24 protein-coding genes are annotated in these 20,204 nt (G+C 40.0%); 11 read left to right on the top strand and 13 right to left on the bottom strand.

The features are described 5' to 3' along the window. Positions 1 to 24: 24 nt before the first annotated feature. Positions 25 to 615: a DUF2179 domain-containing protein gene (locus B1C82_RS13620; protein ID WP_086448075.1), complete on the top strand. Its 591-nt coding sequence runs from the start codon at positions 25 to 27 to the stop codon at positions 613 to 615. A 28-nt stretch (positions 616 to 643) separates the two neighbouring features. On the opposite strand, the gene B1C82_RS13615 is transcribed toward B1C82_RS13620, so the two are convergent. Both B1C82_RS13615 and B1C82_RS13610 read right to left on the bottom strand, forming a co-directional pair. Beyond that, the gene (locus B1C82_RS13615; RefSeq protein ID WP_086448074.1) at positions 644 to 1,174 is read right to left on the bottom strand and encodes an SET domain-containing protein; all 531 of its coding nucleotides are present in this window, start codon (positions 1,172 to 1,174) and stop codon (positions 644 to 646) included. Positions 1,175 to 1,332: 158 nt separating this feature from the next. Continuing rightward, positions 1,333 to 1,914: a hypothetical protein gene (locus B1C82_RS13610; RefSeq protein ID WP_086448073.1), complete on the bottom strand. Its 582-nt coding sequence runs from the start codon at positions 1,912 to 1,914 to the stop codon at positions 1,333 to 1,335. Between the two features lie 179 nt (positions 1,915 to 2,093). On the opposite strand from B1C82_RS13610, the gene B1C82_RS13605 reads away from it, so the two are divergent. Further along, positions 2,094 to 2,501 carry a GreA/GreB family elongation factor gene (locus B1C82_RS13605; RefSeq protein ID WP_086448072.1) on the top strand — a complete coding sequence of 136 codons (408 nt, stop codon included), beginning with the start codon at positions 2,094 to 2,096 and terminating at the stop codon, positions 2,499 to 2,501. On the opposite strand, the gene B1C82_RS13600 is transcribed toward B1C82_RS13605, so the two are convergent. After that, positions 2,494 to 4,725: a SulP family inorganic anion transporter gene (locus tag B1C82_RS13600; protein ID WP_086448071.1), complete on the bottom strand. Its 2,232-nt coding sequence runs from the start codon at positions 4,723 to 4,725 to the stop codon at positions 2,494 to 2,496. The two genes, B1C82_RS13605 and B1C82_RS13600, sit on opposite strands and share 8 nt — an antisense overlap. A 233-nt stretch (positions 4,726 to 4,958) precedes the next feature. Between B1C82_RS13600 and msrA the strand changes: the two genes are divergently transcribed. After that, entirely contained in the window at positions 4,959 to 5,591 is a 633-nt protein-coding gene (gene msrA, locus B1C82_RS13595) for a peptide-methionine (S)-S-oxide reductase MsrA (RefSeq protein ID WP_086448070.1), read from the top strand. 123 nt (positions 5,592 to 5,714) lie between these two features. On the opposite strand, the gene B1C82_RS13590 is transcribed toward msrA, so the two are convergent. After that, positions 5,715 to 6,716 carry a PAS domain-containing protein gene (locus B1C82_RS13590; protein ID WP_234008299.1) on the bottom strand — a complete coding sequence of 334 codons (1,002 nt, stop codon included), beginning with the start codon at positions 6,714 to 6,716 and terminating at the stop codon, positions 5,715 to 5,717. A gap of 365 nt (positions 6,717 to 7,081) precedes the next feature. Here B1C82_RS13590 and B1C82_RS13585 point away from each other — a divergent pair, with 365 nt between their 5' ends. Further along, positions 7,082 to 7,711: a glutathione S-transferase family protein gene (locus tag B1C82_RS13585; RefSeq protein WP_199775779.1), complete on the top strand. Its 630-nt coding sequence runs from the start codon at positions 7,082 to 7,084 to the stop codon at positions 7,709 to 7,711. On the opposite strand, the gene B1C82_RS13580 is transcribed toward B1C82_RS13585, so the two are convergent. Further along, positions 7,708 to 8,973 (bottom strand): MBOAT family O-acyltransferase, encoded by a 1,266-nt coding sequence (locus tag B1C82_RS13580; RefSeq protein ID WP_157894137.1) that lies wholly within the window; start codon positions 8,971 to 8,973, stop codon positions 7,708 to 7,710. The two genes, B1C82_RS13585 and B1C82_RS13580, sit on opposite strands and share 4 nt — an antisense overlap. Positions 8,974 to 9,103: 130 nt before the next feature. Between B1C82_RS13580 and B1C82_RS13575 the strand changes: the two genes are divergently transcribed. From B1C82_RS13575 to B1C82_RS13565, 3 genes are all read left to right on the top strand, one after another. Beyond that, positions 9,104 to 10,186 carry a PA0069 family radical SAM protein gene (locus B1C82_RS13575; protein WP_086448066.1) on the top strand — a complete coding sequence of 361 codons (1,083 nt, stop codon included), beginning with the start codon at positions 9,104 to 9,106 and terminating at the stop codon, positions 10,184 to 10,186. A gap of 112 nt (positions 10,187 to 10,298) precedes the next feature. Then, on the top strand, positions 10,299 to 11,165 hold the full coding sequence (locus B1C82_RS13570) for an alpha/beta hydrolase (protein WP_086448065.1): 867 nt from the start codon (positions 10,299 to 10,301) through the stop codon (positions 11,163 to 11,165). A gap of 167 nt (positions 11,166 to 11,332) precedes the next feature. Continuing rightward, on the top strand, positions 11,333 to 12,115 hold the full coding sequence (locus tag B1C82_RS13565; RefSeq protein WP_086448064.1) for an aminoglycoside 6-adenylyltransferase: 783 nt from the start codon (positions 11,333 to 11,335) through the stop codon (positions 12,113 to 12,115). A 94-nt stretch (positions 12,116 to 12,209) separates the two neighbouring features. Here the strand turns inward: B1C82_RS13565 and B1C82_RS13560 are convergent, their stop codons facing one another. Genes B1C82_RS13560 through B1C82_RS13550 form a run of 3 tightly spaced genes read right to left on the bottom strand, consistent with a single transcriptional unit; the run spans position 12,210 to position 13,418 of the window. Continuing rightward, positions 12,210 to 12,626, bottom strand: a complete 417-nt coding sequence (locus B1C82_RS13560) for a GFA family protein (protein WP_086448063.1) — start codon at positions 12,624 to 12,626, stop codon at positions 12,210 to 12,212. Next, positions 12,623 to 13,102, bottom strand: coding sequence for an SRPBCC family protein (locus B1C82_RS13555; RefSeq protein WP_086448062.1), 480 nt, complete (start codon positions 13,100 to 13,102; stop codon positions 12,623 to 12,625). Before B1C82_RS13555 ends, B1C82_RS13560 begins: the two co-directional genes overlap by 4 nt. Continuing rightward, positions 13,095 to 13,418 (bottom strand): ArsR/SmtB family transcription factor, encoded by a 324-nt coding sequence (locus B1C82_RS13550; RefSeq protein WP_086448061.1) that lies wholly within the window; start codon positions 13,416 to 13,418, stop codon positions 13,095 to 13,097. Before B1C82_RS13550 ends, B1C82_RS13555 begins: the two co-directional genes overlap by 8 nt. A gap of 149 nt (positions 13,419 to 13,567) precedes the next feature. Between B1C82_RS13550 and B1C82_RS13545 the strand changes: the two genes are divergently transcribed. Both B1C82_RS13545 and B1C82_RS13540 read left to right on the top strand, forming a co-directional pair. After that, on the top strand, positions 13,568 to 14,008 hold the full coding sequence (locus tag B1C82_RS13545) for a VOC family protein (protein ID WP_086448060.1): 441 nt from the start codon (positions 13,568 to 13,570) through the stop codon (positions 14,006 to 14,008). Positions 14,009 to 14,059: 51 nt separating this feature from the next. Continuing rightward, positions 14,060 to 14,419 carry a DUF2200 domain-containing protein gene (locus B1C82_RS13540; protein ID WP_086448059.1) on the top strand — a complete coding sequence of 120 codons (360 nt, stop codon included), beginning with the start codon at positions 14,060 to 14,062 and terminating at the stop codon, positions 14,417 to 14,419. Positions 14,420 to 14,522: 103 nt separating this feature from the next. Here the strand turns inward: B1C82_RS13540 and B1C82_RS13535 are convergent, their stop codons facing one another. From B1C82_RS13535 to B1C82_RS13520, 4 genes are all read right to left on the bottom strand, one after another. Continuing rightward, positions 14,523 to 15,035, bottom strand: coding sequence for an SRPBCC domain-containing protein (locus tag B1C82_RS13535; protein ID WP_086448058.1), 513 nt, complete (start codon positions 15,033 to 15,035; stop codon positions 14,523 to 14,525). Further along, positions 15,032 to 15,373, bottom strand: a complete 342-nt coding sequence (locus B1C82_RS13530) for an ArsR/SmtB family transcription factor (RefSeq protein WP_086448057.1) — start codon at positions 15,371 to 15,373, stop codon at positions 15,032 to 15,034. The genes B1C82_RS13535 and B1C82_RS13530 overlap by 4 nt, the downstream gene beginning before the upstream one ends. Positions 15,374 to 15,560: 187 nt before the next feature. Beyond that, the gene (locus B1C82_RS13525) at positions 15,561 to 16,118 is read right to left on the bottom strand and encodes a dihydrofolate reductase family protein (protein ID WP_086448056.1); all 558 of its coding nucleotides are present in this window, start codon (positions 16,116 to 16,118) and stop codon (positions 15,561 to 15,563) included. A 35-nt stretch (positions 16,119 to 16,153) separates the two neighbouring features. Continuing rightward, positions 16,154 to 17,362, bottom strand: a complete 1,209-nt coding sequence (locus B1C82_RS13520) for a DUF4785 family immunoglobulin-like domain-containing protein (RefSeq protein ID WP_086448055.1) — start codon at positions 17,360 to 17,362, stop codon at positions 16,154 to 16,156. Between the two features lie 417 nt (positions 17,363 to 17,779). On the opposite strand from B1C82_RS13520, the gene B1C82_RS13515 reads away from it, so the two are divergent. Together B1C82_RS13515 and B1C82_RS13510 are read left to right on the top strand one after the other, a co-directional pair. After that, positions 17,780 to 18,598: a hypothetical protein gene (locus tag B1C82_RS13515; RefSeq protein WP_086448054.1), complete on the top strand. Its 819-nt coding sequence runs from the start codon at positions 17,780 to 17,782 to the stop codon at positions 18,596 to 18,598. A 44-nt stretch (positions 18,599 to 18,642) separates the two neighbouring features. After that, a complete protein-coding gene (locus tag B1C82_RS13510; protein ID WP_086448053.1) occupies positions 18,643 to 19,536 on the top strand; it encodes a hypothetical protein in 894 nt (297 codons plus the stop codon). A gap of 2 nt (positions 19,537 to 19,538) precedes the next feature. Here the strand turns inward: B1C82_RS13510 and B1C82_RS13505 are convergent, their stop codons facing one another. Next, on the bottom strand, positions 19,539 to 20,198 hold the full coding sequence (locus tag B1C82_RS13505; protein ID WP_086448052.1) for a DedA family protein: 660 nt from the start codon (positions 20,196 to 20,198) through the stop codon (positions 19,539 to 19,541). Positions 20,199 to 20,204 lie beyond the last annotated feature (6 nt).

The following is a 20,204-nucleotide window of genomic DNA, read 5'->3' as shown; positions in this document are numbered from 1 at the left end:
CCTAGGATCCTCCAGAATAATCGAATGCCTAACTGGGCCTTCGATTATTTAGTTTTACCCCTCGGAATTTATTTAGCCAGAATGACGGACGTAAGCATAGGCACAGTCCGAATCATTCTAATCTCCAGAGAAAGAAAGATCCTAGCAGCAATGCTTGGCTTTGTAGAAGTACTTCTCTGGCTAATCGTAATCACTCAGATCATGAGAAACTTAAGCAATGTCCTCTGTTACATTGCGTATGCAGGCGGGTTTGCTACAGGGACATTCCTAGGAATGGTGGTAGAAGAAAAACTCGCCCTAGGACATTCACTCATCCGCATTATTGTTCCTGAAAAGGGAGAGGAGATCGTCCAAAATCTGAGCCAAGCTGGCTACCGCACCACCACTCTGGAAGCACAGGGAGCCAGAGGACCGGTTAAAGTCATTCTATCCTTATTAAGAAGAAAGGATATACCCGTTGTGCTTAAAATACTCAAGAATACAGCGCCTGGGGCTTTCTATACGATAGAGAATGCTCGGAAGACAAGCGACCCGGAACTATGGAAAGATTCCGGACAGGAAGGAGAGAGTTTTGCCCGCATCCTTTGGAGAAGGCAATCCAGGATCAGGAAATGATCCTGGGTTTAGAAACTAAAAAGTCCCTTTAAGCAGGGACTTTTACTAAGATCTTCTTAATTTCCTTATGCATGAACGTTGGAAAGTTAAGACTATACTGAGGTAGTAAGAGTTTCCAATCGTCCTTACGGATGAATTTGCGGCAGTTAGAAGAGCCACATGCACATTCAAAGGTCTGGTCGAAGTTCACTACGAAGTTTCCATAGTCAATATTTAGCTCTTCTCCAACTTCTATATCCCTTTTGGCTATAATATTATCCGTTTGATCGTACCACATGTTCGGATCGCAGGAATGGTTCATAAAGTTGGAGTGATTGATAACAAATTCAGGTCCGGAAGGGCCGGTGACTAGGCCGAAGTCTACATCATAGCCGTATTTCATGAAGATTTCCTTCTCCTCTTCTGGAAGCTCATCTGCTTCCGAGACGGAGAGTACTTTCCATCCGAATTCCTCATCTTCGATCCACTCGCTATAGCTGAACAATAAAGTTCCCTTAGCGATTGGTTGAGAGGCGAAGATTCCGTTTTCCCCGAACTTGTTCGTGCGTCTTTCGATCATGCAAGATCAACCTGCTCTTCCCCATTAGGGGCAAAATTTTTATCAGTCAAGACCGAGATCGAAAAAACTTCAATTAAAAATATGAAATCCCCCCTAGCTCGGCCCGTAAAAAAGAAAGACCGGTCCTGAAGGGTCTTATTCATAATTGGAAAAAAATTTCAAACGCCTCGATCGGGAAGAAGATCCGAGATCAGTTCGTAGGTCCAGTCACCGTACGGATCCTCATCCTTCCGCTCACTCTTGAGAGACCTCCAGCCCTTCCCCTTTCTTTCCATGACTAAAGAAGAAATTTTGAATAGAGAAGTACGACCACTTGCCTCTTCCAGTCTGGAACTATCCCTTCCTATTTCTAGGAAACAAGTCAGAGGAAAAATTCTGCTCCAATTTTCCCCCAAATCTAGGATGGCCTCTTCTAGATCTTCTGAGTTTGAACCAAGAGTGAGTCGAGTAGCATCCACAAAGATGGGAAGGTCTCTCCCTGCATGGCCAAGAGTACCGGATCTGATCTCTTCACAGAAGTGAATAGCTTGAGAAAAATTTTCTGCAAAGCCCAGCACCGCTGATGAGCGATGATTGGAAATTCTGGAGATCATTCTTCCGAAACTAAGTCCATCTTCGAGACCTAAACTTCCTTTTGGAAGGATCAAGATAGGTCGAACGTCTTTGCGGACCAAACGAAACAGGTACTTAACTAATGCGAAGGATTTATTTCTAGTCGGTTGGAACAAAGTCAGGAACATGTCTTCTTCTTATGTCGAACCAAACTTATCTTTCGTTTAGTATAATTTTGAATAAAGAAGAAATTCTATGTCGCATAAACGAATGCAATTTTCGTAAAATTCAAGAATCGGAAAAACGCTTGAGTACATTATGCGGATATGTAAGTTTCGGATTGGTTTTAAAGGGGAGGTACTACGTTATGAGTGGTAAAAGATTTCTTTCTAAGAATGATCATCAAAGGATTCTTTCCACCCTTGAGGTTTCCGCCCAAGCAGCAGTAGTTCAACCAAGTATCTTAGAGATTATACGTAAGACGTTATCTAAAGCCAAAAAGATAGATCAAAACCAAGTTCCCCAAGATCTGATCACTATGAATTCCAAATTCGTACTTAAAGACCTTGGCAACGCAGAAGCATTCCAATTTACCTTAGTATATCCTGACGATTATACTGAAAACGCTCCTGCTAACGGCAAACTTTCCTTATTCTCCGAGCACGGTTCCGCAGTATTAGGCGCTAGAGTGGGAGAAGTAGTTCGTTGGGAGATCAACGGAATGGACAAATACCTAAGAGTCCAAGAACTACTCTACCAACCGGCTGCTATTTAGGATAACCGTACAATCCTCCAAGCTCTTTGGAGAGAATGTCCTTATAATCTACCTCACTAATCTGTCCGTTTCGGATATCGTAAACCCAACCGTGTATCTCCGGAAAACCATACTTAGCTAAAGCATTCTGTATCATTCCGGTCTTGTATAAGTTCACTACCTGTTCTGCGACATTCAGATGGATCAGTCTTTCTTCTCGTTTGTCTTCGGGAAGAGCATCCAATTCATCTCTATGTTTTAGATACACATCCTTAATATGAGTGATCCAGTTGTCTATGAGACCGGTAGCCTTTCCCTGCAGAGCCGCTCTAACCCCTCCGCAACCGATATGACCGCAAACGATGATATGTTTTACGTTCAATGCATCGATCGCATATTGAACCACGCTAAACAGAGACATATCATCCACAGATACCACATTGGCAATATTTCTGGTTACGAAAATTTCCCCAGGGTTTGTCTTAGTAATAACATTCACTGGAACTCTAGAGTCGCTACATCCAATGAATAATGTCTGAGGAGCCTGGCCTTCTGCATGTCTTGCAAAAAATTCAGGATCTTCTGCAGTCCTCTCCTCTACCCATTCTTGGTTATTCCTCAATAATTTTTGATAAGACTCGCTCATTTCTTTTTTCAAGGATTCGATATCATTTTCCATATTCGGTATCCCTCCTAGGATCACCGTTATCCCCTTACGGTGGGCATTATTTCTAAATTCGTGGATCAGCTCTCTAATATCCTGATCCATATGAAGTGTTCTAGTCCCGTCAATCTCTAAGGTAATCCCAGAAGGCTGGCTTTCTAAAACCGCCTTGATCTTTGCCTTATGGAAGAAGCCTAAATTTTCCCCTAAAACGATCCTTCTAAACTTACCATGACCTTCTTCCCTATAGATCGCAGTTCTATGATCTTCATACAGAACGAAAACCAAAGATACTAAGATACCACAGAATGTTCCGATCAGAACATTGGAGAAGAATGTAACAACTACAGTTGCCAGGAATGGAAGAAACTGAGAATATCCTTTTTGGAACATCAGCTTGAACATCGCAGGTTTTGCGAGTTTCAGACCGGTAAAAGTTAAGATCGCAGCAAGTGACGCCAATGGTATGGTATTCATAAATTTAGGAAAAAGTAATACACTGATCCCAATCCAAGCGCCATGAAAAATTGCGGAAAATTTTGTTTTCGCACCGGAAGAAGCGTTCACAGAACCTCTAACCACCACACTTGTGATCGGGATCCCACCCGCAAGGCCGCAAGCCATATTCCCTAAACCTTGTGCGATCAATTCCTGGGACATGGGAGTTTTACGATTCTCTTCATCCAATTTATCTACCACTTCAACAGATAGTAAAGATTCTAAAGAAGAAGCAAACGCGATCGTTAATGCCAAAGTCCACACAGGACCTTGGTCCCAATAGGAGAAGTTCGGAAAATCCAAATGAGCAAATAACTCAGAAGGATTTTTAAAAATAGGAAGAGTGACTAAGTGGTCTTGGGTTAAAGTCCCTCCAGGAAGAAGATGACCTAAAAGTAAATTCGAGCCAGTCCCAACAATGATCGCCGCTAAAGAAGCAGGGATATACTTGAATTTTTTAGCGAAATATCTATCCCAAATCCAGAAGGTTAGAAGGGAAATAATCCCGATCACTAATACGTTGCTTTGTAAATTTCGGAACGCATGCACAAGTAGCATGAGAGAGTTTGTCTCTTTTGCTTCGTGAGGATCGTGATAGGATTCGTTCACGTCTTCTTTTGTGATATCGAATTCTTCTACCCCGAATTCCTCTACATCGTAACCGATCAAGTGAGGCAACTGTTTGATTACTAAAAGTAGACCAATCGCAACAGACATTCCGATTACCGTTGCAGAAGGAAGATAGGCGGATAATGCGCCGGTTCTCAAGATCCCAAGCAGAGTTTGGATCATTCCCGCAATGAGAAGTGCGAGAAGGAATGCTTCGAAATTCCCCAGATCTTTTATACCTGAAAGAACAATCGCAGTCAAACTGGCAGTGGGCCCCGAGACACTTAAGGCGGATTTACTAAAGGTTCCTACTACGATTCCACCAATAAATCCGGAGATAATCCCTGAAAATAAGGGAGCACCAGACGCATGGGCAATCCCCAAACAAAGAGGAATAGCTACTAAAAATACTGCGATACTTGAGGAAAGATCGTAAGGAAGGTTGGAAAGAAATTGTTTTGTTTTCAAATTCAATTGATACTCGCACAGCGGGTAAATTCTACATAGAGAATCGGAACCCAGAATTGGAAACGGTTGATAAGTCCGTAACTTTTTCCGACATCAGTCGAAAGTATCTTATAGACTCCATTAAACGAGATTCGTCTCTCGTTACCAGGATTTTTTGAAAAAAATTAAAATACGAACAAGCGATCGGTAAGAATCGAAAAAATAAAAATTCCGTAAAAAAGGAAACTATGAGGAACCTCATGAGAGCAAATTTGTTCAAACTTATAAGATTAGAATCCATACTTATAATATTCGTAATATTTAGTTTTTCGAATATACTATACTCCAAAGAAAATCCAAAAACAGAAACAGCCATTTTTGCAGGAGGATGTTTCTGGTGTATGGAGGGACCTTTCGAAAAACTACCGGGTGTCATATCAGTAATCTCAGGTTATACCGGTGGAAAAGAGAAAAATCCAACGTACGAAGATGTAGGTTATGGAAGAACAGGACATAGGGAATCAGTCCTTATAACTTACGACCCTAAGAAGATAGATTATGCAAAACTTTTGGACACGTATTGGAGACAGATAGATCCAACCGATTCAGGAGGACAATTTGCAGATAGAGGGAATCAATACAGGGCAGCAATTTATTATAAGAATGAAGCACAAAGGAAATTGGCCCAGGAGTTTAAGGACAAAATAGGAGCTTCTAAAAAATTCTCCTCGCCTATTGCTGTGGAAATATTGCAAGCATCAGAATTCTATCCCGCAGAAGAATACCATCAGGATTATTATAAAAAGAACCCTTCGCATTATAAACAATACAGAAAGGGTTCCGGAAGAGAAGATTATGTGAAAGAAGTTTGGGGTGAGAAGACGCAGAGATAAAAGAGACGCGGTATTTTTGCACGCAGAGTCGCCGAGCCGCAGAGAATTTTTTAGGTGTTTTACCTCAGCGCCTTCGCGCCTCTGCGTGAGAATAAACTCAGTGGCTCTTGTAAACTCTCCGTCTTACTCTCCGAGTAAGCGGAAGAGGTAGATCGTTAGTCTCTGAAGTTTATCGCGCTCGGGACCTGGGATCTCTTTTTCCAAATCGATAGTTTTTCTATAAATCGACTTAAGATGGTTTTTCATAGTCCCAGGATGGATGCCTAAGTCTTCGCTGATACGACTCTTATCCTTACCGGAAGCAATTCCCGCACAGATCTCTGTTTCTTTTTTGGTGAGTTTAGTTTTATCTCTTAAAATCCCGATCAGAGCATCTCTGTCCATACCTTCATATTTTCTGAAAGTATCAGATGGAGATTTTGCAAAATCCGAATTATTTTTTGCATCTCCGGATTCTGAAAGTTCAGGATTAGCAAGTATAGTGCTTAAGAAGCTGGAAACTTCTCCATTACGATCTTTGATAGGAAGAACATTTTGTTTCCAATCTTTTACGAAACTATTCTTTAGGTTCGAGGTAGAGATAGAAACGGATCCTTGCAGAACTGATTCCCAAAACTCATCGTAAAAAGTTTTGGAAGCTCCCGCTCCGGATTGGAATGCTTTCGGAGTTTTTCCTATGAGTTCATTCTCTTTTAAGCCGGAAATTTTTTCGAACTGTTTATTCACCGCAAGGATTACACCTTCTTTATCGGTTAAGAACATTCCGTTTTGGGATTGTTGGAATGCTTTGTACAAAGCTTCCTTCTTTCCTGCTTCCGATTCTTTATCTTCCGTAAATACGAAGAGATAAGATTTCTCAGGCATTAGATAAGCATGTTGTTTTGTTTGGAGGAAACTTCCATCCTTCTTCATTAGATGAAGTCCTCTACCTTCAAACTCTCCCGATTTGCTTACATTAGGTAGTATAACTGTTTCGAAATATTTTTGATCCGTCTCTGAAAGAAGATCAGTAATACTCATACTCTTAGCTGACTCTATAGAGGCAATACTAAGCATGTTCCTTCCATTCTCGTTAATATGAAGGATTCTACCACTTGAGTCGCAAATTAACAAAATATCGGGCATACTTTCTTGTGTTTGAATAATTTCTTTAACGTTTTCCAAGCTTAGATCCATCCGATTCGTTTTGTTGCTAAGAAACCGCTCGATTCTTTTCGAAAGGATTTCTTTCTTATTAATAACTTAAGACATGGATTTTTAAAAAAATCCTACAATGCATTCCTAGAATACTAAGAAGATGCCTGATTGTAAAATGAAGACTTTTAACCTTCATTGGATTATGTGCACTTGATCATGGAAATTCTCGACTCTAATTGTTTCAAAAGAAAGGCAAACTAGTTGAAAGCCACTGTATCAATCCCTACAAAACTTACTAAATCGAAAGGATTACTTTCTTGCAGAATCCTCCTGCCTTGAGAGATCTTAAAGTTATGAGCGACCTGAAACTTGTAATCGGAAATAAAAACATCTCCTCCTGGTCCTTCCGCCCATGGATCCTACTCACTCAATTCGGAATTCCTTTCGAAGAGATTTCCTTAAAACTATTCACACCTGAATATGCAGCCATCATTGATAAGTATTCCCCTTCTAAAAAAGTCCCTGTCTTAAACGATGGAGAACTAAGAGTTTGGGACAGCCTTAGTATCGCGGAATATTTGGCAGAAAAATATTCGGAGAAGGGACTCTGGCCCAAGGATCAAGTCGCAAGAGCAAAAGCAAGATCCGTAACCGCAGAAATGCATTCCGGATTTACTGGCCTAAGATCCAATCTAAGCATGAATTTTCATGGCAGAAAGCCAGACTTCTCAGTTCCAGAAGATGCGAAGAAGGACATCGATCGGATACAAACTCTTTGGGAAGAATGTTTGGGCTCGTACGGCGGACCATTCTTATTCGGCCAAAACTTCTCCATTGCCGATGCATTCTATGCCCCAGTAGTTTCTAGATTTATAACGTATGGAGTAAAACTTGGGCCGAAAGCAAGTGAATATGTACAAACCATCTCCAATTTACCTTCTTACAAATCATGGGGAGAAGGAGCAAAATTAGAAATATCTTAGAGAAAAACCTTTCTGTATTTCTTCTCCAAAAACTGAGAAAGAAGAACAATTCCAAAAATGATAAAAATATGGTTTCTAGATCCGGACTCGAATATCTCGGGGCCGGACTCTATTATCTTATAAAAATAATTTTCCATTTCTTTCCAATTATTAAAACGAACTACCATCCATAAAAATACCCAAATATGAAAACTAGTTAGAATGCGAATTGGTTTCGAAATTTTTGTTTTAAAATTACCAAATGGAAACTTATATTCTAAGACAAGAACTACAAACAACACTCCTCCAAAAATCAAACTCACCCAAGAAATTTTTAGCCAAAGAAAATAGAAGGAACAGAGAATTCCTAGGCTAAGAGCGACTGGCATCTTAGAATATTGAATTAAAGAATAAAACCTCTCTTTTAAAAAAACACCTAACGTTCGATTCCATCTTAATAAATAGGCAAATACTGAATCTGCCAAAAATGGAGCCCTAAAGTTCATGGGTAAATCGTATCCGAAAAGTTTTGCAGAACCTCTGGCTATGTCAGCAAAACTTGAAAAATCTAAATAGATCACAAATGTATTTAGATAAAGACCCAATATCAGATCAGAACTAGATATTTCCTCATCTAATCTAAAAAACAATATATCGGCATATTGCCCTGTAGGGCCTGCCAATAAGATTTTTTTTAAGAATCCGTATAGAATCCAAAATAGTCCCTTCCCTATGCAGGAATAAAAAATATTCAGAGTAGGCTGAAATTCCTGCGTAAATTTTCTCCACCTAGGTATTGGACCGGCATTGGAAATGGGGAAAAAGGATCCGAAAAGGAAAAAGTCTAGGATAGAAACCTTTTCGATTTTTTCATTCTTATACAGATCAAAATGAAACTGAATGAAAGCGATCGAATAAAAGCTGATCCCAAGAGTTCTATAGTATGGAAACGAATTTTCTAAATCGATAAGTTGAAATATTAACGAATAAAAATCGCGAAAATTAAATAGAAGAACTCCAAGATTAAATAATACTGCAACCCAAAGCCCAAATTGTTTCTTCTTTCTAGTGAATAAAAGGTAGATCGAATAATTTCCAAAAAGAGAAACACATAACAAAAAAGGAAATCTATGATCAGTTATGTAATCTTGGCCCCAAAAATAGATTCCTCCGATTAATAGACAATACTTTCTTAAATTCGAATTCTTAAATAAGGATAATATCCAATATACTGCGAAGAGTATTGCCAAAAACTTCAGGTAAGCTATCGTTACGAATAACATTGCGAAAGAGAATTTTCTTAGAGTATAATTGATCAATCCTAAAAGAGTTTAGTCATTTTGTAGGACCTCCCACGAAATACAAACATAATTTTGCTTGTTTTTTGTTTAGTATTTCTTAGAATTCAAAATTATGAATTCTAAGAAAAGAGGCACAGAAGAACTTCCTCCCAGTAGATTTGACAAGACCCAAAGGGAAGTTTGGCTGGAAGATAGGATAGATCTAGGAGAGGAACCATCTCCTTCTACCCAATTTTTTTGGGAAGATTCCAAATCAGTTCTCACTCGAAATAAATCACCTGATATTCCATTCGATGCAAGTATCAATCCATATAGGGGATGCGAGCATGGATGTATTTATTGTTTCGCAAGACCAAACCATTCTTATGTGGACCTTTCACCCGGACTGGACTTCGAAACGAAAATATTCGTCAAAAAAGAACCTGCAAAACTTTTGGCGGAAGAATTAAGAAAGAAGAAGCAGGCACTTGCTCCGATCACAATAGGAACAGCCACCGATCCTTACCAACCGGGAGAAAGGATTTATAAAAACACTAGATCACTGTTAGAGGTGATGTTAGAATTTAAACAACCTGTTGCAATCATCACCAAGTCTTCTCTAATACAAAGAGATATGGACATTCTTTCCGAAATGGGAAAATTAGGAATTCTGAAAGTGTTTCTTTCGATTACCACTTTGGACAAAGAACTTTGGTCCAAATTAGAGCCTCGAGCGCCTGCTCCAGTGAGAAGAATGGAAACTCTGCGTAAACTTACCGATGTTGGAATTCCAACAGGAGTATTATTCGCTCCTGTAATCCCATTCATCAACGATTTTGAAATGGAACATCTATTGGAACAGGCAGCTTTATCAGGTGCAGAAGCAGCCGGTATGGTATTTATAAGACTTCCATTCGAAGTGGCTCCTCTATTCGAAGATTGGCTTTCCAAATATTTCCCGCTCAAAAAGGAAAAGGTCCTTAAAGTGATCTCGGAAGCAAGAGGTGGAAAATTATACAAAGCGAATTGGGGGGAAAGAATGAGAGGAGAAGGAAATTATGCTGAACTTCTCCAAAAAAGATTTTCAATCTCTATCAAAAGGTTCGGACTCACCAAAAGAAGAGAATTGAGAACGGACTTATTCGCTGTTCCCTCTCGGTATCTTCTGAAAAAGAAAAAACAGGAGGAATTCCTACCAGGGCTTTTTCCCGAATAAGGACTGTAACGAAGGCCACAATCATTACGTTCGTTCGAAATAGTAGAAAGAAAGAAGCGGATTGGATAGAAATTTCCTTCCCCATTTTTCAGACAGATCGGATATTTACCGAATGAATTGGGAACAAAACTACCATCTGGAAGACGGAACCTTTATAGGAGCCGGCGACGTATCCATCTATTATAGAGCCTATCGCGCGAAAGACGCAAACAATCCTAGAACATTAGTGGTCCATCATGGGATCGGAGAACACGGAAAAAGATACGATAACCTACTCGAAGCACTTTCCGGAAAAGGATATAATGTTTATCTAATAGATGCCCGCGGCCACGGAAAATCCGGCGGAAGCAGAGGAGTAGTCACTCATTTTAACCAATTTTTAGCGGATCTGGACAGATTGATCAGCATTGCAAAACAAAAAGAAGGAGTGAAACAAGTCACTCTGATGGGACACTCCATGGGAGCATTGATCTCATTATTTTATGCAGGAGAACCTTCTCACCAAGCAAATCTAGACAGACTTGTGCTTAGTGGATTGCCAATCGCAGTAAAAACAGATTTAGTTATGAATATCAAAAAAGGTGCAGGAAGTTTACTAGCTGGAGCATTCCCTACTCTTACTGTTCCCACTGGATTAGATGTAAACGCACTCTCCAGAGACAAATCAGTTGTAGAAGCTTACAAAAAAGATCCACTAGTTCACGGTTCCGTTGGAGCTTACTTAGGAGATTTCCTTTTGAACTCAAAAGAAAAAGCTTTAGAGAAAGCTGCAAGGATCAACTTCCCAGTTTATCTATTCCACGGAAAAGAAGATTCGATCGCACTTTCTGTTGGAACAGAAGAAGCATTCAAGGTGATTCCTTCTTCTGACAAGTCCATGAAAATTTATGATGGGCTATATCACGAAACTATGAATGAACTTCCCCAAGATAAGGCAAAAGTTTTGGGAGATTTAGTAAACTGGTTACAGACTCATTGATTCAAAGGGAGCTTCCCCTTTTTTGAATTGGGGGCATGGGCGAACATTCGGCCATGCTCTACTTCTTGGGTGGATATCCGAAACAACGTTAATGCGCTCACTTCTAATTGCATGGGCGTATATTCGTAAAACCATCGCGACATGACTCAATTCATCCTTAAAACAATATGGAAAAAATAGATCTATTTATCAATAAGGTACGTGAATTTGCTTCGAATAGAGAAGCGATAGAAGGCATTGCAGTTGCTGGCTCATTCATGTCCAAGGAACTTGATGAATATTCTGATATTGATTTTGTAATAGTCTTAAAAGATGGAATTCAATATCAGAAAAAAGAGATGATCGGTTTTGCAAATAATTTCGGAACGTTACTAGCTGCATTTACCGGGGAACATGTTGGAGAAAGAAGGCTATTAATTTGTTTATATGAGGATCCATTCCTCCACGTGGACTTTAAGTTCATTCAGCTTTCTGAATTAAATGATCGGATCGAAAATCCAGTCTTTATCTATCAAAATAACCAACAAATCCCGCTCATACTTGATTCAACAAAAGCGCAGTGGCCAAATCCAGATTTCCAATGGATAGAAGATCGATTTTGGGTTTGGATACACTACGCAGGAACAAAATTAGGAAGAGGAGAGTATTTTGAGACGATTGATTTTTTATCATTCGTTAGAAGTACTGTTTTAGGACCTCTTCTTCATCTTAAAAATAAATCTCTTCCTCGCGGAGTTCGAAAATTAGAATTCATTATCGATCCAATCGATCTTGAAAAACTGAGATCCACAATTCCAAGCTACGATTTCAAATCGATTAAAGAAAGTATATTAAATGCAGTGAATTTGTATCAAGAATTAAGATTAGCTCTTTATAATTCTGAGATTAAAAACTTATCCAAAGCTGAGAATTATGCTTTGGACTATTTAAACAATATCGTTAGTAGATAAACGCTTCAATGAATATACAGCCATGCCCCTGCCATCGCTTAGGCTATATCGCGCATGCACTACTCTTAGTTGCATAGGCGAACATACGCATAGCCTAGTCTGTCGGCATCTTCTCGAAAGTTTTTAAAGCTGGATCAATCGAATCCCAAGCTAACCCACGAACTTTATAAGTAAGAACATGAGGCGCAAATCGACCAGGCTCATCTAAACTTCCCGCATGAATTGCAATCAAATCCGGCATTGTAGCAAATCGCAAATAAACAGGAGTCCCACATTTTGGGCAGAAGGAATGAATCTTCATGTTACCACTGTCACCAGCAACTTCCCAATGAGTTGCCTCACCAGTGATTGCCATCTCAGCTTTTGCAGGAAAAGTAAGATAAGATCCATGTCCAGTGCCACTTCTCAATTGGCAGTCGCGGCATTGGCAATGATTTTGAAAGATAGGAGTATGCTCGGTTGAATAGCGGATCGCACCGCAGGCGCATCCGCCTGTATAAGGTTTAGTCATGAGCGATTCCCATTGGAAGCCGACTTTGGCTTAGCGAAAACATCAATACCCATCCCTGTTTCTAACAAAGATTTCAGACTAGAAAGAACGATCGGCCAACCTTGTTGGATACCCTTAGCCATTCCACTGCCTGCTTCGAGTTCATCGTGAGTAACTGTTAGCTTCACCATATCGTCATACGCTTCTACATTAAATGTCACTCGACTATAACTTTCAGGATCAGCTGCTTGCGAAGGACTTGTCCAAGTTATAACCAACCTTGTTGGCGGAACAACTTCTAGTACCTTACCTACAATATTGACTGTGCGATCATTAGCACGCACATGTTCCCATGTTGCTCCCGGTTTCCACTCAGAAATATTATCATGCCCCCAATATAGGCGAGTAATCTCAGGCTTCATGATTGCTTCAAACACCTTCTCCGGTGTTGAGCGTATGTAAGTCACATAAACAAAACTAGTCTTCTCTTTACTCATTATTCTCTCCTTCAAGTTCCTTCTTCAGGTCGTGCAGAAGGCTAAGCCTCTGGTGTTCGAATTTTCTCACCCATCGCTCATATACCTCGTGCAACGGCACTGGATTTATAAAATGCAACTTCTCCCTGCCTCGCCAAACAGTGCTTATTAGATTGGCTGCCTCAAGAATTCCGATATGCTGAGTGGCAGATTGCCGAGTCATGTCTAGGTTCTCACAAAGTTGCCCCAAAGTTTGGCCATTCTTCTCATACAGAAGATCCAACAGCTTTCTTCTAGTAGGATCCCCCAAAGCCTTGAAAACATTATCAGCGTCCATTCGGTGCGTTTATAAAGAAAATAACATGCAGGTAAATACCTGCATGTCAAGTATAATATGCAAAAAATTACCTGAGACTAGAAAAATAAATGGATCGACCAACGGATCAATAATGGAGCCTATACTAGCCAAATGGAGGATCTGAGAAAATGGCAGTGAAACGAATGGACAATGTCGCTATTGTTGTAGAAGACCTTCCGGCTACGATCGCTATATTTCAGGAGATAGGCTTAGAGCTCGAAGGACAGATGCGTGTCGAAGGATCCTGGGCGGACCATGTAGTTGGACTCGAAGGAATGCAAGTCGATATGGCAATGATGAAAACGCCGGATGGGCATAGTAGATTAGAGTTGTCTAAGTTTATCAAGCCGAAAGCAATAAGCAGAGAACCGAAGAATGCTCCTTCTAACACCTTAGGTTATCTTCGTGTAATGTTCGCGGTAACAGACATCAAGGATACAGTCTCTCGACTCGAAAAGCATGGAGTGAAACTTGTAGGCAAATTGGAACAGTATGAAGATAGTTATCTTCTATGTTATTTGCGAACCCCTGAAGGATTCATCATCGCATTAGCCGAGGAGTTAAAATAAATCTTTTAATATTAAACAAAATTCGCCTAATGAATAAGGTATCCGAATCAAATGGAAAATCATAGAATCTTTGCTACATCTTTCGCAAGTGTTTATCCTATGTATGTTCAAAAGGCAGAAAGAAAAGGACGAACAAAAGCAGAAGTAGATAAAATCATTTATTGGCTCACCGGATACGATTCTAAAAGTTTTCAAAAACAACTTAAAACTGAAGTGAATTTTAAAGAATTTTTTGATCAAGCACCTCATCTCAACGATAATGTTTCCTTAATCAAGGGAGTAGTCTGCGGTATTCGTGTAGAAGATATAGAAGATAAACTTATGCAGAAGATCCGTTATCTAGATAAATTGATAGATGAGTTGGCCAAAGGAAAGGCAATGGAAAAAATCTTACGCGGATCTGTTCAGTGAATCAATTTGTCTAATTTGGTAGAAGGTTTTAGCCAGTAAAACCTCCGCTCTTGCGTTGCATGGGCGAACATACACCCATGCACTTCCGACCCGGCTCTCTAGTTTATTTTGTAAGCTCTGCCAATAATTTATCGAGTGATTCGCAGAGAGGTCCCCAGGCATCAAGAGCACCTCGTTCCATCTCTCGCACTTCTGCAGAAGCAAATTTATACACATGAGTCATGAGAGTTAAATCACCTTCCGTTGTGAAAGTCCGAGACTCTACAGTAGCATCCGGATTTTCAGGACCATCCGGATTAAACGTTGCCATATCTGTCGCAAAATTCTCGTTATTTGATACTTTTTCAGGCACAATAACTTCTAAGAATTTTCCATAAATACCCATTTTGGTTCCTTTAGAATCCGCATAAACATATAGATATTTACCGCCGACCCTAAGATCATTCTCAATCGTTTCAAGAGTCCAGCCTTCGGGGCCAGTTAGCCAACGACGCATTAACTCTGGTTTAGTAAAACAATCGAATACCAATTTACGTGGTGCAGCAAAGTAACGTGTTGCCACAAGTTCAGTTTCGCCCCTAAGCTCCACCTTCAATTCTTTTAGATCTGCTTTCATTTACGATCTCCTTTGGTTTGCATGGTTTGCAATTCTTCGAGTAGCCCATCCAGAGACAGATAGCGCTTCTCCCACATGTGGCGGTATTTCTCAATCCAATCCGTAGCTTCTTTGAGTGGCGCAGTTTCAAGCCTGCGGGGACGCTCTTGGGCGCGGATCGTGGTTGAGATAAGTCCTGCTTCCTCTAAAACTTTTAAATGCCGAGAGATAGCCGGCTGGCTCATTTTAAAGGGTTTTGCAAGCTCCATAACCGTTGAATCACCTTTTGCGAGACGCATAAGTATCGCTCGGCGAGTCGGGTCAGCAAGTGCGGCGAAGGTAGAATCGAGATTTTGCATAGCAAACTTGTTATATAAGCATCTAGCTATATAATGAAATAAAGTCAATCTTTTTTGCGACTTCTTTATTAAAGAATTAGTTATAAGTGTTCCATAAGGAATTAACGGGAAGGTATGGAAAAGCTGCGATGACCCCGCAGCTGTACAATTTTGAGGAATTATTTTTTACTTTGAATGTTCTTGATTCTTACTCCGGGGCATATCGAAGGAAAGTGCCGCCGGTACTAAGAGGACGAGCTTCAAGTAGTTTGAGTTTTTTATTGGGGATTCCTTGGTGGAACAAAAGTTTTCCATTTCCTAAAAATACAGGCGCAATACATAATCTGATCTCATCAAATAAGCCTGCTTTCAATAAAGAATCGGAAAGATTACCACTACCGAACACAAACATATCTCCATCGCCTTGCTGTTTTAATTTAGGAATTTCAGCTACAGCATCTTTTACGATGATTGTATTGTTCCAGTCAGCAGTTTTAAGAGTAGATGAGCAAGCGATCTTTTGAAGGCTATTCATGAACTTAGCAACTTCTCCCTCAGCTCCTTCTTCTGCATTTTTCCAGTAATCAGCCATTCCTTTGTATGTTGTAGCACCGAAGACAAGCATGTCTGCCGATTTCAACTGAGTAAGACTTAATTCCTCGAGTTCATTGCCCCAAACAAGCCCATGAAAGCTTAAGTCCCAGTTTTTCTCACCTTCGAAATATCCATCTAGAGTGACTACATTCCACATTATTAATTTTCTCATGGCATTATCTCTATTCTATTTAAGTGTATAATTTACTAACGAGCCAAATCTTGTAATTGTTTAATCTTTTGGTCCTTCTCAGGAGACTCATAAGCTTTCAAAGAGAAAGTATTCAAATTATATTCTTTAGTAGTATAATTGTTCTCTTTGTAAGGAGCCACTAATTCTTTATCAGGCTCAGTAGTTTTCGCTGCAAGTATCCTTCTCATTCCTTCTTCTCCTTGCCCGAACCAATCCGGATCTACAGCAAGATTAACCCTATAACCTCGCAATTGGGTCATTGCATAAGGGCCTTCGTACCCACTTTCTCGGATCAATTTCCCGAAGAACAAAAATTCTACCTCTTGCCGTCCTGCATTCAATTTGCCGTCAAAACTTGCCCAGGCGATAGGATCCCCATTTCCCGCATTCATTAGATTCGCTTCTAAATGATAAGTCCCAGCCTTGAATACGTTCACTCCAGTTTTTATACTCAATGAGCCGTCTCTTGGAATATCCAAAAAGTAGCCGCTCCATTCCGCAGGTTGATAAGGAGAGGAGAAGAAGGATGACAGCACTTTACCCTGTTTCTTCTCTTTTGCATATTCAAACTCCACTTCCATAAACATGTCTCCCCAGTCTTTATAACTAGGTCTCCATTCGAATGTGAAAACATTGTCCTTAGCCTGAGCATCCCCGTCTATACCCTTGTCATTTCCGTCAGGAGGGAGCGCGACAAATTTATTGCCGTCAAATTCTTTCCAAAGTTTCACATTACGAATATTTAATGGAACTTTTTCAAAATTACTCGTATTAAAACATTCCAAAGTGATATGAATTGGCTCCTTCACACCTATTGCTGCCCATTGTAAAGGTTGTAATTTGCAGGAATAACCGTTTGGTTTCTTATCCTCTGGCTTATCCACCATCGGGATCGGAGAAAGCTGGATAAAATATGGATTCGTTAGATCTTCGTTATACTTTGTCAAAGGTCTTGAGTTAGGCGGATACTCAGACCATTCTAAATAATCTTTTAAAACTTTTTCAGGAGGAATAGATTCATCCAAACTTCCTAAAAAGTCAGGATTGCTCGATGCAGAGCCACCACCAGGTGGACTTCCTTTCGCCATCCATTCTGCTTTGGCTTTTTTCTCTTCTTCCGATAAGAACCAACCGTTCTCTTCTGCTTCATCCCTTAATAGATAGAAAACCAAGGCCGCCGCAATCGCGAGGCCAAGGTAGATAAAAATTTTTTTTTGACTCATCTCTAATTTTCAATGCCCAGTACAGGCTCACCTATATATGAAATGCGAAGCCTTTCTCAACCTTTATTTTAAGAATCTTTAAAGGAGAAATAGGCTAATCCTTTTGGACTAATTTTATTAGAACGAATTCTTTTAAGTCTTATTGTTTGGTTTGCCAATCTTCTTATTTTTCACTTACAATCTCTCGTTACAATTTTTGGAAATAAATTGTAACTAACACTGCACGCTATTGTAGCGTACGTTATAGATTAAAATTTCATAATATAATTTTTGATTTGTGAACTTTTTTACATTCTACCCGTTATGTTAAAAAAAGTCCAATCACTTGACTCCGAAAGCCACTTACCTCATACTTGTAGACCGGGAAAATCAAAAGCTAAGGTTTTGGTTTTCCCAAAAGATCGGAGAATAGAGAAGATGAAAAATTGGAAAAGTATGGTATTGGGATGTGTTTTCGCATCGTTATTTGTTGGGTCGCTTTCTGCGCAAACCTATACGGTTTTCGTTCACGGAAAGTCTGACAGCAACCATAACGGAGTGGGAACTACGGACGTGAATAATTATTGGGGAAGCGCACCGAACTCTGTGTCCGGAAGCAAAATTTTCGTTGGTTATGACGGAACTTCTGACCCAAGAAATTATGGATCGGCAAGAGCTCAGACCAATATCACTACAGGCTTGAATACATATTGCAAGGGTTCTAACTCATGCAAGATCGTATGTCATAGCGCTGGTTGTTATGCGATTGAGTATTGGTTATCTAACTTAGGTGGAACTACTTCTAGCAAAGGTTATAATGTAACTAAGGTTACTGCTTTAGCTTCTGCTTCCGGTGGATCTGAGCTTGCTTCTGCTCTGAATGGTATTACATTCGGATTCGGCGGTAACGCAATGGATAAATCCCTTATCGTTGGAACTGCTCGCGGCGCTTACAATCACAACAACACTGCAGGTATCACTGTATACCAAGTACCTGGTTATAAAGGTATGATTGGTGCATCCCTGATACTTCCGGGCGAGGACGATTACGCAGTCGCTTTCCATTCTTCCTGTGCTTACAATAAGTCGGGCGGAGTTAGTGTTTGCCAATCATCGTTGACTCAGAGCGAAGGTATCTGGCCGTTCAATTCGAACGTAACCTATACTCAGTTCCAAGGTCACACGAGAGCTCCTTCCGTAGGATCTTCCGGATTATACTTGAACCACAGTGAATTGAAAAACGAAGGCTGGAGATAATCCAATCCAAAATAGCGCGTCGAAAAACCGGCGCGCTATCGTTTATGAAAATTTTAACAGTTTTACTCCCCTTATTAATATTCCACTGCTCACAAATACAATGGAGACCCGCAAGCCTTGCGGTCGAAAGAGGCTGGTCTGAAACCGGCAAAAATATAGTTCAAACAGAAGTAATCTACGAGGAAAAGGATGCATGGAATCCTTTGAGTGGAACTACTCACAAAAAGAATTACAGAACTAAATTCAGAATTTATGAAATATCAGGACCCGGAAATGATTCAGGAGATCCTCCCATTTATTCGTATGAAGTAGGATCTTGGACATTACCTGGATCGGTTTATTTTCATTCTGCAACCAACCATCTATTTTGGATCCAAGGCACAAATGACGAATACGGTGGATCTAATCGTTCTCCTGCAGTTTGGTCTCCGAAAGGATTCCATTCTTTCGAACCTAAAAATTTCCAAAAAGAAAACCAAACTATCTTCCAATTCGTACCTTCTCCGGATGGTGGAAAGGCAGCAATCATCTTAGGAAAATTAAAACCTGATCTGGAAATAGAATCCCCTACTCTTATACTTGCAGATGTAAATGGACAATCTTCTTCTTATGATAGATCTTATTTCGAGTTTCCTTTGCCGAAATGGGAAGAAACTCCAGAATTCAAGATCCGTTGGTCTGAGAATTCGAATCTTCTATACATTCGAGTTCAAGACCAAGTTTTTAAAACGAATGAAAAATTTAAAAAGTTAGAAGAAGCAAAAGAATTTCCCGTTTGTTTTTATCCAGCTTCTAACTTCGGGGCTGTGGGGATCAGCCCTGGAGGAAAAGGTGGAGATTCCGATATCGCAAGAGATATGGAACCTCCTCCATTTAAACGTTATAAGGACAAACCCTTGGTCAAAAGTTTAAACCAGACCAAAGATTGTAGCCAATAAGTTCAGTTATTTTTTTTGGAATATTTAGCCTTTCTCATTTCTCTAATGTACTCGATCACCGCTGGCATTACTGAAATGATAATGATCGCGAGAATAACGATCTTAAAGTTCCGTTGGACAAATTCTAGATTCCCGAATTTATAACCGCCGAATAAGAAAATAGCTATCCAAACCACTCCGCCGACTATATTATACAAAATGAATTTAGTATAAGTCATACTTCCGATCCCAGCTACGAAAGGAGCAAATGTCCTTACGATCGGGATGAATCTTGCGATGATGATAGTCTTTCCGCCATACATCTCGTAAAAGCGGTGAGCCTTTTCCAAGTGCTTTTTATTTAAGAATGGTATCTTCTCTTTTGCAAGAATCTTCTCTCCTGCCAAATGACCGATCGCATAATTGACAGTGTCACCCAAGATAGCAGCAATAATAAGTAGAATAAGCAAGGTAGAAAGATCCAAACTTCCTCTCGCAGCAAATGCGCCCAAAGCGAATAGCAAGCTATCTCCAGGAAGTATAGGGGTCACAACGAGACCGGTTTCACAAAAGATGATCAAGAATAGGATCAGATAGATCCAAGTGCCGTATGCAATGATCAATGCATCTAAATGATTCTCAAGATGCAAAAAGAAGTCCAAAAGATAATTGATAGTTTCCAATTTCAG

Origin of the sequence: Leptospira venezuelensis, assembly GCF_002150035.1 — a bacterium.
In the GTDB taxonomy this organism is placed as follows: Bacteria; Spirochaetota; Leptospiria; order Leptospirales; family Leptospiraceae; genus Leptospira_B; species Leptospira_B venezuelensis.
The sequence above is the reverse complement of the archived record's forward strand: the minus strand, read 5'-3'. Positions and strand labels throughout refer to the sequence as shown.

Excerpts from the sequence above, each read along its gene's own strand:
- B1C82_RS13530 (WP_086448057.1), bottom strand. The coding sequence starts at position 15,373 with ATGCAAAATCTCGATTCTACCTTCGCCGCACTTGCTGACCCGACTCGC.
- B1C82_RS13615 (WP_086448074.1), bottom strand. The coding sequence starts at position 1,174 with ATGATCGAAAGACGCACGAACAAGTTCGGGGAAAACGGAATCTTCGCC.
- B1C82_RS13565 (WP_086448064.1), top strand. The coding sequence starts at position 11,333 with ATGGAAAAAATAGATCTATTTATCAATAAGGTACGTGAATTTGCTTCG.
- B1C82_RS13525 (WP_086448056.1), bottom strand. The coding sequence starts at position 16,118 with ATGAGAAAATTAATAATGTGGAATGTAGTCACTCTAGATGGATATTTC.
- B1C82_RS13610 (WP_086448073.1), bottom strand. The coding sequence starts at position 1,914 with ATGTTCCTGACTTTGTTCCAACCGACTAGAAATAAATCCTTCGCATTA.
- B1C82_RS13605 (WP_086448072.1), top strand. The coding sequence starts at position 2,094 with ATGAGTGGTAAAAGATTTCTTTCTAAGAATGATCATCAAAGGATTCTT.
- B1C82_RS13570 (WP_086448065.1), top strand. The coding sequence starts at position 10,299 with ATGAATTGGGAACAAAACTACCATCTGGAAGACGGAACCTTTATAGGA.
- B1C82_RS13515 (WP_086448054.1), top strand. The coding sequence starts at position 17,780 with ATGAAAAATTGGAAAAGTATGGTATTGGGATGTGTTTTCGCATCGTTA.
- B1C82_RS13510 (WP_086448053.1), top strand. The coding sequence starts at position 18,643 with ATGAAAATTTTAACAGTTTTACTCCCCTTATTAATATTCCACTGCTCA.
- B1C82_RS13545 (WP_086448060.1), top strand. The coding sequence starts at position 13,568 with ATGGCAGTGAAACGAATGGACAATGTCGCTATTGTTGTAGAAGACCTT.
- B1C82_RS13590 (WP_234008299.1), bottom strand. The coding sequence starts at position 6,716 with ATGCCCGATATTTTGTTAATTTGCGACTCAAGTGGTAGAATCCTTCAT.
- msrA (WP_086448070.1), top strand. The coding sequence starts at position 4,959 with ATGAGAGCAAATTTGTTCAAACTTATAAGATTAGAATCCATACTTATA.
- B1C82_RS13550 (WP_086448061.1), bottom strand. The coding sequence starts at position 13,418 with ATGGACGCTGATAATGTTTTCAAGGCTTTGGGGGATCCTACTAGAAGA.
- B1C82_RS13535 (WP_086448058.1), bottom strand. The coding sequence starts at position 15,035 with ATGAAAGCAGATCTAAAAGAATTGAAGGTGGAGCTTAGGGGCGAAACT.
- B1C82_RS13555 (WP_086448062.1), bottom strand. The coding sequence starts at position 13,102 with ATGAGTAAAGAGAAGACTAGTTTTGTTTATGTGACTTACATACGCTCA.
- B1C82_RS13620 (WP_086448075.1), top strand. The coding sequence starts at position 25 with ATGCCTAACTGGGCCTTCGATTATTTAGTTTTACCCCTCGGAATTTAT.
- B1C82_RS13560 (WP_086448063.1), bottom strand. The coding sequence starts at position 12,626 with ATGACTAAACCTTATACAGGCGGATGCGCCTGCGGTGCGATCCGCTAT.
- B1C82_RS13540 (WP_086448059.1), top strand. The coding sequence starts at position 14,060 with ATGGAAAATCATAGAATCTTTGCTACATCTTTCGCAAGTGTTTATCCT.
- B1C82_RS13520 (WP_086448055.1), bottom strand. The coding sequence starts at position 17,362 with ATGAGTCAAAAAAAAATTTTTATCTACCTTGGCCTCGCGATTGCGGCG.
- B1C82_RS13575 (WP_086448066.1), top strand. The coding sequence starts at position 9,104 with ATGAATTCTAAGAAAAGAGGCACAGAAGAACTTCCTCCCAGTAGATTT.
- B1C82_RS13580 (WP_157894137.1), bottom strand. The coding sequence starts at position 8,973 with ATGTTATTCGTAACGATAGCTTACCTGAAGTTTTTGGCAATACTCTTC.
- B1C82_RS13585 (WP_199775779.1), top strand. The coding sequence starts at position 7,082 with ATGAGCGACCTGAAACTTGTAATCGGAAATAAAAACATCTCCTCCTGG.